This window comes from Mycolicibacterium arcueilense, assembly GCF_058536225.1.
In genome coordinates this window covers 12,466-26,589 of sequence record NZ_JBZTYL010000034.1, presented here as the reverse complement: position 1 = coordinate 26,589, position 14,124 = coordinate 12,466, and the positions used below count along the sequence as shown (strand labels likewise).

The 14,124-nt window shown below is 59.1% G+C and carries 10 protein-coding genes; 7 read left to right on the top strand and 3 right to left on the bottom strand.

Features of this window, described 5'->3' with window-relative positions; genetic code table 11:
- The first annotated feature begins 1 nt into the window (after position 1).
- From AC4LGL_RS28740 to AC4LGL_RS28730, 3 genes are all read left to right on the top strand, one after another.
- A complete protein-coding gene (locus tag AC4LGL_RS28740) occupies positions 2-706 on the top strand; it encodes a type 1 glutamine amidotransferase domain-containing protein (RefSeq protein ID WP_491841716.1) in 705 nt (234 codons plus the stop codon).
- Positions 706-1,611: an acetoacetate decarboxylase family protein gene (locus AC4LGL_RS28735; RefSeq protein ID WP_491841715.1), complete on the top strand. Its 906-nt coding sequence runs from the start codon at positions 706-708 to the stop codon at positions 1,609-1,611. The genes AC4LGL_RS28740 and AC4LGL_RS28735 overlap by 1 nt, the downstream gene beginning before the upstream one ends.
- A gap of 285 nt (positions 1,612-1,896) precedes the next feature.
- Positions 1,897-2,310, top strand: coding sequence for a hypothetical protein (locus tag AC4LGL_RS28730; protein WP_491841714.1), 414 nt, complete (start codon positions 1,897-1,899; stop codon positions 2,308-2,310).
- Between the two features lies 1 nt (position 2,311).
- On the opposite strand, the gene AC4LGL_RS28725 is transcribed toward AC4LGL_RS28730, so the two are convergent.
- The 3 genes from AC4LGL_RS28725 to AC4LGL_RS28715 are packed head-to-tail and all read right to left on the bottom strand — an operon-like array spanning position 2,312 to position 6,873.
- On the bottom strand, positions 2,312-3,223 hold the full coding sequence (locus AC4LGL_RS28725; RefSeq protein WP_491841713.1) for a phospholipase D-like domain-containing protein: 912 nt from the start codon (positions 3,221-3,223) through the stop codon (positions 2,312-2,314).
- Positions 3,213-5,300, bottom strand: a complete 2,088-nt coding sequence (locus AC4LGL_RS28720; RefSeq protein WP_491841712.1) for an ATP-binding protein — start codon at positions 5,298-5,300, stop codon at positions 3,213-3,215. The genes AC4LGL_RS28725 and AC4LGL_RS28720 overlap by 11 nt, the downstream gene beginning before the upstream one ends.
- Before the next feature lie 7 nt (positions 5,301-5,307).
- Entirely contained in the window at positions 5,308-6,873 is a 1,566-nt protein-coding gene (locus AC4LGL_RS28715; RefSeq protein ID WP_491841711.1) for a DEAD/DEAH box helicase, read from the bottom strand.
- A 701-nt stretch (positions 6,874-7,574) separates the two neighbouring features.
- On the opposite strand from AC4LGL_RS28715, the gene AC4LGL_RS28710 reads away from it, so the two are divergent.
- The 4 genes from AC4LGL_RS28710 to AC4LGL_RS28695 are packed head-to-tail and all read left to right on the top strand — an operon-like array spanning position 7,575 to position 14,088.
- Positions 7,575-8,720 (top strand): cysteine desulfurase family protein, encoded by a 1,146-nt coding sequence (locus AC4LGL_RS28710; RefSeq protein ID WP_491841710.1) that lies wholly within the window; start codon positions 7,575-7,577, stop codon positions 8,718-8,720.
- Between the two features lie 10 nt (positions 8,721-8,730).
- Positions 8,731-9,801, top strand: coding sequence for a DUF4007 family protein (locus AC4LGL_RS28705; protein WP_491841709.1), 1,071 nt, complete (start codon positions 8,731-8,733; stop codon positions 9,799-9,801).
- Positions 9,798-13,247, top strand: coding sequence for a hypothetical protein (locus AC4LGL_RS28700; RefSeq protein ID WP_491841708.1), 3,450 nt, complete (start codon positions 9,798-9,800; stop codon positions 13,245-13,247). The genes AC4LGL_RS28705 and AC4LGL_RS28700 overlap by 4 nt, the downstream gene beginning before the upstream one ends.
- Complete coding sequence (locus AC4LGL_RS28695; RefSeq protein WP_491841707.1) at positions 13,240-14,088, top strand: phosphoadenosine phosphosulfate reductase family protein; 849 nt, start codon at positions 13,240-13,242, stop codon at positions 14,086-14,088. Before AC4LGL_RS28700 ends, AC4LGL_RS28695 begins: the two co-directional genes overlap by 8 nt.
- The last annotated feature ends 36 nt before the right edge of the window (positions 14,089-14,124 follow it).

The window sequence follows — 14,124 nt, the reverse complement described above, 5'->3', positions numbered from 1 at the left end:
CATGACGAAAGTACTGATGGTCATCTCGGCGGCCGACCGCTGGACACTCAACGATGGGACGGTGCATCCGTCCGGGTACTGGGCCGAGGAGGTCGCGCGGCCGCACCAGATCTTCACCGAGGCGGGGTGGGAGATCACGGTGGCGACGCCGGGCGGCAAGGCGCCGACGCTCGACAAGCTCAGCCTCGGCATCTCCGGCGGCATGCCGTGGAAGCGACGCGAGGTCAAGAGCTACCTCGACAGCATCGCCAACGTGCTGGCCCATCCCGTCTCGCTCGACACTGTGAACGCCGACGACTACGACGTGGTGTTCTATCCCGGCGGACACGGCCCGATGGAGGACCTCGCCTACGACCCGGTCTCCGGTGCACTGCTGGCGCACCGGTTGGAATCCGGCAAGCCACTCGCACTGCTGTGCCATGCGCCGGCGGCGATCCTGGCCGCTTCGGGGCCGGACGGGGTGTCACCGTTCGCCGGGCGGCGCCTGACCGGGTTGGCGAACCGCGAGGAGTTGTTGAACCGGTTCGCGCGCAAGGCGCCCTGGCTGTTGGAGGACAAGCTGAAAGAGGCGGGCGTCGACTACTCGAAGGCAACGCTGCCGCTGCGTCCGCATGTGGTGGCCGACGGAAATCTCTACACCGGGCAGAACCCGCAGTCCTCGGAGAAGTTGGCCGAGCGCTTGGTGGCCGATGTGGGGAGGTCCTGATGCCTGTTCAGGACGTAGTCGAGGTCGATCTTGGTGGGCGTCCGGTCACCGTGCCCAAAGGTGGTCTGTATGACCGGTTTCGGATGCGGACCGATCTCGACGAGGTCGCCCGTGATCCCCGGGTGTCCAGCGTCGACTTCTTCCGGAAGCTCCCCAAGACGGAGGTGAACTCGGCGATCGGCCCGACGCTGACCCCGAACTTCTACTACCGCATCTCGACGGCCCGGCTCGTGATGCTGGCCCGGTCCCGTGACATCCGTACACGGCTGCCTAAAGCACTTGCGCCGCTAGAGGTTGCACCGGGACTCGGGATCGTTTCGGTGATGTTCTTCCGGTACGACGTGTGCGACATCGACTTCTACACCGAGGCCGCCGTCGGGGTGGCGGTGCGGCCGGCCCGGCACGGCAAGCTCGGCTTCGCCGACCTGGCGAGCAGCCTGGCGAACGATCACCTGCACTCGTATGTGCTGGCGCTGCCGGTGAGCACGCATATCGCCCAGGTGCGTGGGCATGACGGGTACGGCTTCCCGAAGTGGGTGACGGAGTTAGATGTCTCGATCGACGCGGACCGGACCGTCGCGCGTGTCGGGAACGACTCGGGTGGGGTGGATTTGGCGTTGTCGGCTGTCACGCCGTCTCAGTCGAAGTGCGGGACAGGGGAGCGGGTTTCGACGCTCACGTCCTACACGTCGTTGGGTGGCGCCTGGCATTCCACGTTGAGTCAGACCAATGTGTTGTCGGCAGGGTCTGTGCGCTTTCCTCGAGGTGTGGATCTGGAGATCGGGCAGGGGCGGATGGCCGACGACCTGCGGGCGCTGAAGCCGATCAAGTCCATTCAGTTCGACGTCGTCACGGAAGGTCAACTCGCGCTGCACATGCCGGTGCCGGTGTCAGTGCGGGACTGAGGTGACGGTTGAGGACGTGCCTGTCCGGGCGGCAGCCGCTTCTTGGAAGTCGTCAGTACCTTTGACGGTATCCACCGCGTCGATGTGTGCACCGAGCGATTTGGGGCGGCGTTGTCGGTACCTTATGTGACGATTCATGAACTAGGTTGGCACGACCTCAAGACGCCGACGGCGTCGTCAACGGCGCAGGGCCAGCCGCGCTAGCGCGCGAAGTTAATGTGCTGTATGCAGTTCTGACGAAGGTCGTTGGGGTGAGCGTGTCAGACGGCGAGGAGGCCACAAGCCATGAACCGCGAGAAACTCGCACAAATGTGGGCAGAGCACTACCCGCAACCGCTCGCTGAGTTGATTGCCGTTATTACGCGTCCGTTCGACGCAGATGATGTATCCCTCGGTGTTGAGTCCGTGGAGGCGCACAACGTCGCTCGGCGTGAGGTGAAAGCATTGTTCGCTGGTGCATTGGGACGACCAGCCGGCGGCAGAATCGAAGGCCCTTTACACGATATCGCATGCCGACTTCTCAGCGTTCTGCGAGGGGATGATGCAGCGTCGTTACCGGCCGATCGCTTGAGCTTGGTGATTTCTAGCCTTGGTGACGCGGTGTCGCCGACGCGCCGACAAGAAACAAAGGACGATTTAATCGTTCCTGAGAGTGTCAAAAAGCTCGATGGCGACGTTCCTTTCGCGATGTGGCGATAGTTTATCGCTTAGCAATGTAGCCGCCGGCGGGACTGTCGGTAGCTCCGAGATAATACTTAAACCAATTCAAAAGCCTGTTCCAAAGCATCATTGGTTCATCGGAAATCTCGATTCCAGCATTAATGAGTAATCGTCGCATGTGTTCCACTCCGTGCCATTGCAACATGCCTTCGCATTCGTGAAAAATTCTACCGATCAGTCCTTGTTGCAGAATGAGCCCGACATATGCGCGGAATGCATCCGCGGTCAACTCTGGTGGTGCACATATAACATCTAGATCGGCCCGATAGTCATACCGTTCCATTCCGCCAAGATACAATTCCAGCACCCTGGAGGGCACCATCGTAGTTGGAATCCAATATGCAGCTCCAGAAGCGATATCGGGCGCCGCGCCGGCGGCAGATTTAGGAAGCGATTCAGCGTAGTTTACAAGTTGGACCGCATAGTCGCGGTCCGCAATCGAAGCGACTGCCTCGACGACCTCGATCAATCGAACCAAGGCGGGATTGTTAACTTCGGTCGGGACTACTATCTCGATATTCGCAGGATTCGTAAAACCCAAGCCCGGGCCGGTCGGATTGGCTGAGCCGACGAGTGCCTTTGTGTCCGTCAGATAGACCTTTGCGTGCAGGCGAGGGAGAAGGCGTAGTGTACCACCGGTCGCAATTACATTGTCGATTATCATCGGGTCCGATACTCCCGCCACTATTTCTAGCGGATCCCAGCGCGTCACAACATCTATCCGGCCACCTGGGGCAAGCGCATCAACTAACGGAAGAAGTCCCGCCTTAGTGATGAAGGGCGCGATTATCGTCGCAGCGGTCGAGTTGGCGAACAGTGTTCGGACGTCCTCGCCGAGATGTTCAGGGTTGAAGCAAAAGTCGGAGGAATCCATAGCCGGGCTAGTCGTCATCCTCGTCATCTAGGGACGCAAGTAAATCTTCGCCGATCGTGATGTCGGTACCGTTCAAGAGCCTTTGAATTACCCCGCCCCAACGTTCCCTCGTCTGCTTGTATGTGTGTCGGCCGGCCGGGTCGTCAATCTCCATTTCGCACCACATCAGAATCAACATTCCCACTGCGTCGGCGCCTACCGCTGCTAGCTTGCGTAGATTGTCGACCGACATGGAATTTAGCTTGTCGTCTGTTACGCGCAATGGTGTTAGTAGCCTGTCGTGGGCCGGGTGCGCCGTATTGATCCAAGCGATACTCAGATTTCCTGTTTCCTCAGGCCAGAACACGGCGTCTGTTTCCGGGACGTATTTTTCGTGAACCTGCACGACGAAGTTGGCGTCTCTGAGTTCGACTATGGCCTCGATCTGCTCGTCGGTCAGATGCCCGCCGTGCTTCTCTTGGAGCTCCTTCTTGATTAGCGTAGCTTGCTCGTCAGGGTCAGGATGTTCTTCCTCGAACTTCCTTGCAGTATCGGACGGCGGCAGGATTTCGGGGTGATCCGTCTTCTGCTTAGATACCCCGGCAACTACGCCTGGCTGCTTCTTGCCGGTCGAGTTATTCGCAGTGCTCTTATCTTTCCTCCTTTCTGCGACCATAGAGTTGCGTTTCGCGAGAATATATTGTGCTATGGTCCATAAATCACTGATCGGATGCTCTTCATCAAATAGGCCTTGTTTAATGGCGTCGTCGACGCTGAAATTTGGCAATTCCCGGCACATTCTGAGTGCCTGTGTGAAATAAGGAACTTCCTGTTTGTTATTTGTGACGCCGAATACTTCGTCGAGTTCGGCGTCGAAAGACAGCTCGAGACCCCACCACCGATCAGTGGCTTCCGTCGCAAGAGTGGCTTCAATGCAGAGCTCTCTATCGGCTCGCATAACTGAAATGCCTGCGAGGTCGCGCGCGATCCGGCCCTGGTAGGTGTCGCGCCCGGGGTTTCGGCCAGGCTGAGCGTCGATTCGACTCATCGAGGCGCGTACCTTGACGTCGAACTTCCTGCCCTTCAGCTCGGAATTGGCCGCGTCAGGCCGTGCCTGGACGGCGAAAGTGGTCGTCTCGGCATCGGGCGCGGCACTAGCTGGGTCGTCGTCAACGGCGCTGGGGAGCGGCCCGGCCCCGGCTGGATAAGGGCGGAACATTGGTACATTGCGGACTCTGACGAGTTTGTCTGTATTTTCGGGGTCGAGTGGTGCCCGTTCCCAATACTCGAGAGTCGACTGGTTCGGCCGCAGCAAAAACAACGGATCGGTCGGACGCATGGATGTGAAATCGAGGGCGTCAACTGATTTAGAATCTAGAGTTGCTCGAGTGACGATCGCCAACCGAATTTGCACCCGGCGCTCCGCCTCGTCAGTCAAGAACCGTCGATAGATTCGACCCAGAGTCCGCTCGGTGTGTTCCTTTATCGCGCTTGCCCGCACCCAGCGGAGTCGGTCGAGTTTGCTCCATCTGACAATCGTTCCAGAACGGACCTCAACCCCGTCCTTCTGCGCAGACTTCATGCCAGAAATCGGATACAACGAGTCTATCCAGTCAGGAAGGGGTTGATGGTCATTGTCGCCGGGGTAAGTCGGTTCAAGCACGTCTAGTTCTGAACTAACTGACTTCTCGATCTCGTCGAGGTCGACATACACGTGGCCAGCTTCAGTCGGCCGCGTGTCCTGGAACGACCACACGTCGACTCGGCGACCTTGGGAGACGCTGGCTTGCGAAAGGCCCATTCCGAATCTTCCAATGCCAGACCGGTCATCGAAACGACCAGATTCCCCGAATGCGAGGCAGTCGAACAGAAGCGGCTCTGGCATTCCTTCGCCGTCGTCGATGACTACGATCTCGGAGACATTTTCGACTGCCCTTTGCCCGCCGGTCTTCGGTTCCGTGATCAAGACGATTAAGACTGTGTCTGCTTCGGCTTGCACCGAGTTGTCTAGCAGTTCAGCGATGGCGTAATCGGTCGACTTATAACCCGTGTCTCTGATCGAGAACACTGTCTGCTTGCCGCTCAAGAGTCGCCGGCCTTGACGTTCCCCTGTCATGTGATCCTCAATCCCACATCTCGTTCCAGTTGGTGAAAGCTGTTGCGATATCGCCGAATGCCGGCTCAGACGGATCGACGACCGTAGCAACTACAGCGTGATCGTTGCCTCCTGCTTCGACACCCCTGATTCCTCGTCCGACCATCTGGCTGTAGGCGACAAGTGATCGGACGGGACGAGCGATTATGACCGCGCTGGTCTGCGGGGCGTCGAATCCTGCGGTGTAAACGCCAAAATTGACCAGAACTCGCGGAGCACCGCCGGGTGCCTTGTACTCACGAGCGGCAGTGTCTCGCTCATCGCCCGGAGTATTTCCGTTGACCGACATAGCCCATACGCCCGCCGCTCTAAGCACACCGGCCACGAGATTCGATTCCTCAACCGTCCTCGCAAATACCATGATCCTGCGGTGGCCTTCGTCAATGAGGTCGAGTGCAGTCGTGACGACGAATGTTACGTAGTCGACGGTCCCCATCGGTGCAGGTCGGGGAGTGCCGGTGGGCGGAATGTCGCCTAGGAGGCGAAACTCGGGTCGGGCGAGATATCCATTTCCAATCAGGTAGTCGACAGGGTTCGCGTATCCGCTATCGGTGGTGTCAAGGGTGACCTTAGTTCCGTCGAACAGGTCGATGAGGGCGAAATCATCAGATGAACCGAGGTACGTACGCCCTGGAGTTGCAGACAAACCGAGAACCGGGATATTCGGATACGTCGCTAGGGCAACGCCCTGGAGAACTTCACGGTAGGTGTCGGCCGTAGATTGATGTGCTTCGTCAAACACGATCAGTGACAAGCGGTCTGCGAGTTGTGCATAGAGACTCGATTGGGATTCATTCATCATGCGAACATGGCGGGCTCGCAACGTTTGCGGAGTCGCGAAGAGAATCCCATCCTCGATTTCTTCGCGCCACCATTCGCGAGACGCGTAAGCATGGTTGACTGTGACGGGAGTCCTATCGCCTAGGAACCGCCATGCCTTCTCAAACTCGAACGCACCTTGTTCAAGCAGTTCTCTCATAGTTGCGATCCACAACACCGTCTTTCCCTCGTGCCTTCGCAGAGTGTCGCAGACTGCATTCATCGCGGTGCGTGTTTTGCCGGCTCCTGTAGGCATGTGGAGGAGAACGACCCCGCCGGCAGCGAGTATCTTCGTCACTTCGCGGAGAGCGCGCCGTTGATGCCTGAAGAGGGGGTATGAGGCTTCGGCGCATTCGGGCGGGGTAACGGCATGACCCGCTTCGATACGGGAGAGCCCTAGAAATGAAGCGATCTCAGGGTAGGCGGTCGCTACCTTGGAGCGGCTTTTCCAATCCTCGCCGTATAGTCCCGTTCGAGCCGATAAGCGATCCCGATCCTTCTTGGGCAGGAGATGCGGGACAGCGCCGCAAGTGACAAGGGCGTCGACGATCCCGGTGGGGGCGCCAAGGGACGCGATCGCGATCATCGCGTCATCGACGGGACTGCCTAAGCGGCCGCGTTCCGCTAGGCGGTGGATCGTCGCGGCAATGTGCGGGTCAACATAGGCGTTGGCCGCGCCGGAGGCCCTAAACAACTGCGCTGGTGTAGGCGGCATCGGAGTTAGGTTTGGCGGAAATGCCCGTGGTTGCAGCAGAGGGTCTTCAACCGCTGCGCGAATCGGGGATCATCGTGGTGTCCGAGCCGGGGCGACGATGAGCAACCCAGCCGATCTAATGGATGCTGCCCTTCGACTTCCGAAACTGCGTCCATCGCACTCCCCCGATGCTTGTTCACACTTCGATGGTGTCGCCGACACTCTAAGGGCTCGGTCCGACAGATTTACGCTGAAAGTTCGGAATCTCTAGTACATGTCGGCATCGGTGCTGTCTTCCCATGTCATCACCGCCGCGGTGTCTGTGGTCTGGCCCATCTGAACTTTCGAGGACCATTCCTGGTAGTTGGCTAGCTACATCATCGATGCATTCTGCTGTTGCGACGCTCGAATCGGCATTCGAGGGTGATTGCGCACTAGGAGCGGATGCCGGCTAGTTGGTCGCCCTCGGCTAGCTGTCGGTAGCCAGACTGGCGACTGATGGGCTTCCCGTGACTCGTAGGCTCTAAGCTCGCTGCATAGCTTCGCGGACGTGGGCGGCGGCGTCGGCCCGAGCGATTGTGCCAGCAATGCACTGGTCACGGCTGGCGAGCGCGCCCGCCCGAGCGCGCGTTATGGGCCTCGTGTCGTACGTACGTGCGAAAGTGGATGCGATTCAGCGTGGCGCCCAAGTTTCTACCCTCAGGCGAATAGGATCCGGTCAAATGGTCTACCTCGATTACAACGCTTCCACACCGGTCGACCAGCGCATACTCCCGGCCCTGGTAGAGGCGGTCGACGCGTACGGCAACCCAGCGAGTTCGCATCACGCCGTCGGACAGGCAGCTGCAGAGTGCGTCGAACAAGCACGTGGCCGGGTTGCGGATCTGGTCGGGCGCTCGCCGCAAGACGTGGTGTTTACGAGCGGAGCGACTGAGGCAGCCGTCCTTGGTCTGCTCGGTGTGATGCTTGGGACACCTAGTCGGCCCAATGTTGTTGTGTCGCCGACAGAACATAAGGCAATACTCGCGGCCGCAGAGCTCGGCGCTCGCCTTACGGGAGGTGAGGTGCGGTTTGTCCGGGTCGATCGAGACGGGGTTGTGGACCTCGACCACATTGCTTGTGTTGTCGACGACACCGTTGCAGCAGTCGCGGCGATGGCGGCAAATAACGAGACTGGTGTCATCGCCCCTTCCGCGGCGATCGCCGAGATTGCGAATCGAGCTGGAGCGCTCTTCTTTGTTGATGCCACCCAGCTGGTTGGTAAGGACTCCCTCGACGGAGTGGCGGCCGTAGCGGACCTGATGGTCTTCAGCAGCCACAAGATCTACGGGCCCAAGGGGGCCGGCGCCTTGGTAGCAAGCAGGAGTGTTCAGAAGTCGATCGTCCCGATTGCATCGGGCGGCGGCCAGGAGCGCGGACTCCGTGGAGGTACACAGAACACACCTTCGATCGTTGGCTTCGGGTTGGCAGCCGAGCTCGTAATGAAAGAGCAAGCCAGCGATGCCGCCCGCATCCGTGACTTGGCCAATGCATTGCTCACTGGTCTTCAGCGCCAGTTGCCCGACGTTTCCGTCAATGGTGCTGAAGCGGATCGACTTCCTAACACTCTCAACCTGAGATTCGTTGGGGCGGACGCCGAAGCAGTGATGGCGTCTATGCCGGAAGTCTGTGTGTCCGCCGGCAGCGCGTGCAATTCCGCGGTGCCTAGTCCATCGCATGTTCTGCTAGCGATGGGAATGAGTGGTACCGAGGCCTCCGAATCTCTCCGAATTTCACTTGGTCGCCCAACGACGAGGGATGAGATCGACGTGGCAGCGACCGCGATCGCAGCCGCTGTATCCCGAGTCCGAGAATTGACCGGCGAATAGGAGTCTGACAATGACACTCGAGCAGGCAGCGACTCCAATGTTCGCGAACCATCAGACCTTCCACCCCCGCTTCGGGTGGATCAAAAAGGGATACGACGCGGCATCGACCGACCCCAACATTTTCAGTGAGAAATCGGCTCCGGTCGAGCTCGGTGTCGGGAAGAACATGGTGGAAGCGATTCGCTTCTGGGCTTTCGCGACGAAAATTCTTGCGCGGCGACCGCACCCAGATCGTCCTCGCCTGTGGATCTATACACCAACACATCTAGGGCGAGCGCTTCTTGATGACCACGATGGGCTCGACCCCTATCTGCAAGACCCTGCAACGTTGTGGATACTTCACTGGCATGCGACAACCGAGAAATCTGTACTCCCGGTGTGGCGCTTGGTATTCAACGACTTTGGTGCGGTCGAATTTGCCGAGAGCGAGTTGCTCCAATACTGCCTAGATGAGATCGCTGCTACGACATGGACACAGCCGATGAAGAGCAGCGTGCAGAAAGACGTTGACTGCCTTCTGCGGATGTACTCCCGTCGGGAAACGCAAGGCCGTCAGACCCTAGACGATCTACTTGACTCGCCCTTTCGGGAACTCGGCCTGATCCGCCCGTCACCTGGACGTCAGAAGAATACGTATCGCATCGTCAGAGGTGGCAAGGCGAGTCTTCCCGCCGCAGCTATTGCATACGCCTGCCTCGATTACCTGAGCCGAGCAGGCGAAGGTGCCCGCACGATCTCGCTCACCCGTCTGGCCGCTGACCCTGGCGCACCTGGGCGCATCATGAAACTCACCGAGCAAGACATCGCCGACGCGATCGCGGAGGTGTCCGCGGTTGCTTCGAGTCTCTCATTGGCTCGACCGGCTGGATCTAGACAGCTTGCGATCGCTGCGCCGCCGGGTGACGCAGCGATCGAGGTGCTTGGTGCACGGCACGAGCAATGGTTGTCGCAGCTACCGATGTCCAAGCTAGAACTCGTCGGATCAGCCGCGACGAAGCCTGTTCTGTCCGACGCCGAGCTGGCAGTTGCAGTCCACAAGCGCCTCAAGGCGCGGACACAGAATCAGGGAGATGCGGCGTGAGTAGTGCTCTGTCTGACTATGTGACTGCTATTGGACGGTTCAGCAAGTCAGCCAACGTAGAACGTGATCATGGTAGCGACGCGATCGACGGGTATGTACCTACCGGGCGTGCCCTTGATGTAATCACTCGGATCGCCAATGGATTGGCGAACCCGGCTGCCGGGCGGACCTTTTCAATCACTGGACCTCATGGTGGTGGAAAATCATCATTAGCAGTATTCCTGGATGGACTGCTCGCTGGGCCGGCGACTGATGAACACAAGGCAGCTCATTCGATTCTCAAAGCCATCGACGGAGACACTGACGCCGCGCTTCGCAGCGGTATGCGGTCCGTGAAAGCAGGCCGTGGCGGGTTCGTGCGAGCGTTCGCAACTGCCCAGCGCGAGCCCGTTGCTTCGACTATCGCTCGTGCACTTCATAAAGGCGCGGTACGACAGTTTGGGCCTTCGCAAGAACTAGTGCCCGCAACTTTCGCTAGAGCAAAGCGGGTCCCGGCAGCCTCAGATATTCGTGAGTGCATTGAAAGGGTGTGTGCCAAAAGCCCGACACTGCTGGTCATCGATGAATTCGGAAAGAATCTTGAGTACTTCGCTTCGTCCGGGGCTGAAGGCGACCCGTTTCTTCTCCAGGAGCTTGCTGAGCTAACGCAAGGTCAGAACGCGGCTCCACTGGTCGTAGTCACGATGCAGCACCTTTCGTTTGACGAGTATGTCCAGGATAGTTCGACAGCCCGACGGCGTGAGTGGTCGAAGGTTCAGGGACGGTTTCAGGATATTCCGTACGTGGAGACGCCGGCTCAGTCGCGAAGGCTGATTGCCTCGGCGCTTGACCAAGCGCCCGAGTTCCGAGCAGCGGCTGAGGCGTGGATGCGCCAACAGCGAGAGTCTTTGGAATCTCTGGGCTTGCGCGACATTGCCGACGACATTGTGGGTGCGATGCCGCTCGACCCGCTAGCGCTGGCAGTCCTTCCCGATTTGTGCAGTCGATATGGACAAAACGAAAGGACGCTCTTCTCGTTCATTGCGGGTGCGGAGCCGAACGCGTTGCCTCGCTACTTGGAGGCTGCAAAGTGGGCGCCGGGAGCTCCGCTGCCACTCGCCGGCGTTGACCTTCTGTACGACTACTTCCTCGAATCATCCAACAATATGGTGGGAGTGTCGGAGAGTGCGAGTCGCTGGTTGGAGATCGAAACTCGAATCCGAGATACAGCAGGCATTTCGGCGCTTCAGCTCAAAGCGCTCAAGACGATCGGTGTGTTGAATCTCGTGTCGAGCGGCGGTCACATCCGCGCGTCTCGGCCACTGCTTGACTTGGCGCTCAAGGATTTCGCAGGTAGCGGTGGCGATCCTGTGGATGTTGATGCTCTTCTGAACTCGATGACGGAAGTGGGCCTGATCACGTATCGCGCCTTCTCCGACGAGTTCCGGATCTGGCAGGGTTCCGATTACGACTTGCGTCGCGTCATCGAGAATGCGAAACGCCCATACGAGGACGCCGATCTGGCGGACCTTCTCAATGACGCCGCAGTGTTGGAACCGCTGGTTGCGGGCCGGCACAGCCAGACAACAGGCGTGCTGAGAGTATTTGCGCGCGAATTCAGTCGATACGACTCGGAGTCGGCTGAACCGCTGGACCGGGCATGGGACGGAATTGTTTACTACGCAACTGATCCCGACCTCGACCCGGCTGAGATATCTGCACGCGAAGATGGTCGGCCTGTTGTCTTAGTCGTGCCAGACGACGTGTCATCGGTTCACGAGGCGGCGATCGATGCCGCTGCGTTGCGCTCAGCTCTGCAAAGCGCCGAAGCCGAGGGCGCGGACTGGGTAGCTAAACGCGAACTAGTCGAGCGAGTCGCGAGTGCGCAGCAGAGGCTTCAGCTGCAGGTCGCTCAAACGTGGGATACGCGTGCCGATTGGTTCCAAGTCGGTCGCGACGACCGGCTAACTACGGCCCGGGGGATCTCGGCGCTTTTATCCGATGTGGCTGATACGGCCTACCGGCAGACGCCTCGCGTCGCGAACGAAATGATCGCACGCCGTGAGCTCACTAGCCAGGGCGCGAAGGCGCGGCGGTTCCTTATCGAGGCGATGCTGGAACACCAAGACGCTGAAGCCTTTTCAATCGAGGGATACGGCCCGGAGCGCGCGATCTACGAAGCAATTTTCCGATCGACTGGCATCCATCGCCCTGCCGGTGACGGGGAATGGTCCGTACACGCGCCCACTTCCCGCGATTGGAGGTCCGTGTGGGCAGCGATGAACTCTGCGTTCGACTCTGCGGTAGATGAACGTCTGAAGCTATCGGATGTACACGCCAAACTGACGTTGCCTCCGATCGGAATCAAGGACGGCATCATCCCGATGTTGATTATTGCGGCGCTCATTTCCCGCCGTGACGACATTGCACTTTACGAGCACGGCAGCCTGGTGCTTGCGCTCGATGACGCAGTGGCAGAGCGCCTTACAAAGAACATCGGGCACTTCTCGGTCAAAAATACCCAAGTACGCGGAGCTAAGCGTTCGGCAGTAATCGAAAGTCTTGTTGACAGACTTGGTATTTCGTCCGTCTCGGCCAGGCCGACATTCTTGAATGTGGCGACAGCGCTCTACCGAGAACTGCGGGTGCTGCCGCCGTACTCGCAAAAGACCCGAGCTCAGCTATCACCCGAAACCATCGCCGTTCGGGAGGCATTCCATCAGGCAGCTGAACCTGACGTTCTGATCTTTGAGACCTTGCCTGCGATATTCGGATATTCACCATTCGCTGGCAGGGGGCGCCCCGATCCCGAAGCCTCGAAAGACTTCGCCAATCAACTCGCTCAGTCGATCCTCGAGCTGCGTGATGCATACCCGGCACTGCTCGATTCGATACGGAGCCAGCTCGCGCAGGCCACCTCGACGGGGGAGTCGTTGACAGAGCTGCGTCAAGCGTTGGCCGCTGATGCGACTCGTCTCGATGGACACGTGCTCGAGCCACGCCTCAAGGCGTTTGTCGGAGCTCTGTCACGGCCGCTGGAAGATCAGCAGTGGTTGGAGAACATTGCGATGGTTGTAGCAGAGGGGCAAGCTCCCCGAGTGTGGACCGACGAGCTTGCCGGTCTGTTCCCGCTCGCCATCGCCGAGCGCGGTGGCGCCCTCCGCCGTACCTCTGCGTTGCTCCATGAGCGGCTCGCATCCAGCCTCAACCAGGGCTATTCGTCTAGTCGGATGACACTCACACGTCCGGATGGCACGGAGTCGATCGAATTGCTTGTCCTGACGGACGCTGAGAAGGCGGCAATTGATCCATCATTCGAAAAGATGGTCGCTACCTTGATGAAGGGCGGGCTATCGAGGTCTGCTGCGTGTCGGATGCTCATGGCAAGGTTGGCGGCAGAGCATGAATCTGCGGAAGACGCCGATCAAGCTCGTTCGTTTGACAGGAAGGACCGACGACATGGCTGACAACTTCCGGCATATCTGCGGTATCAGCGGTGGTAAAGATTCCAGCGCGCTGGCGGTGTACATGCGCGACCGGGTGCCGGAGATGGAGTACTTCTTCTGCGACACTGGCGCGGAGCTTCCTGAGACCTATGAGTACCTGGATCGCTTAGAGACAGCACTTGGTAAGCCGATTGCGCGTCTGAACGCCCGTAAGGGTTTCGATCATTGGTTCGACGTGTATCGAGGCACGTTGCCATCACCGCAGATGCGTTGGTGCACCAAGAAGATGAAAATCGAACCGCTGGAGGAGTGGATAGGCGAGGACCCCGCTGTCTCGTACGTCGCCATCAGGGCAGACGAGTCAGGGCGCAAGGGATACGTGAGTACGAAACCGAACATTCGGACTGTTCTTCCCTTCGTGGAGGACAATATCGATCACGATGGCGTGCTTCGGATTCTCGAGGATGCGGGGATTGGTCTTCCGAAGTACTACGAATGGCGTACGCGCTCGGGTTGCTACTTCTGCTTCTACCAGCGCAAGGCTGAGTGGGTTGGCCTTGCGGACAAGCACCCGGAGCTGTTGCAGAGAGCAATCGCTATTGAGGCGAAAGTGCGGCAGGACGCAGGTGCTGATGGTGATGCATCTTTTGGCGAGTATGCGATGAAGGGACGTCAGTACACCTGGTCGGGCGGCGAATCGCTGCCCGAACTCATTGCTCGGCGTGAGGAGATCCTCGCCCGGCATGAGGACGCGCAGCAGCAGGCGAAGAAGCGGAAGAAGAATCGTCCCGTCTGGGAAGTGCTCGGTGACGCGCTCGACGATGAGGATGATTCGATGCAGTGCTCCGTGTGTGCTCTGTGACACTCCCTTCTTTCTTTGCGGAAATTGACGCACAGT

Excerpts from the sequence above, each read along its gene's own strand:
- AC4LGL_RS28740 (WP_491841716.1), top strand. The coding sequence starts at position 2 with ATGACGAAAGTACTGATGGTCATCTCGGCGGCCGACCGCTGGACACTC.
- AC4LGL_RS28735 (WP_491841715.1), top strand. The coding sequence starts at position 706 with ATGCCTGTTCAGGACGTAGTCGAGGTCGATCTTGGTGGGCGTCCGGTC.
- AC4LGL_RS28730 (WP_491841714.1), top strand. The coding sequence starts at position 1,897 with ATGAACCGCGAGAAACTCGCACAAATGTGGGCAGAGCACTACCCGCAA.
- AC4LGL_RS28725 (WP_491841713.1), bottom strand. The coding sequence starts at position 3,223 with ATGACGACTAGCCCGGCTATGGATTCCTCCGACTTTTGCTTCAACCCT.
- AC4LGL_RS28720 (WP_491841712.1), bottom strand. The coding sequence starts at position 5,300 with ATGACAGGGGAACGTCAAGGCCGGCGACTCTTGAGCGGCAAGCAGACA.
- AC4LGL_RS28715 (WP_491841711.1), bottom strand. The coding sequence starts at position 6,873 with ATGCCGCCTACACCAGCGCAGTTGTTTAGGGCCTCCGGCGCGGCCAAC.
- AC4LGL_RS28710 (WP_491841710.1), top strand. The coding sequence starts at position 7,575 with ATGGTCTACCTCGATTACAACGCTTCCACACCGGTCGACCAGCGCATA.
- AC4LGL_RS28705 (WP_491841709.1), top strand. The coding sequence starts at position 8,731 with ATGACACTCGAGCAGGCAGCGACTCCAATGTTCGCGAACCATCAGACC.
- AC4LGL_RS28695 (WP_491841707.1), top strand. The coding sequence starts at position 13,240 with ATGGCTGACAACTTCCGGCATATCTGCGGTATCAGCGGTGGTAAAGAT.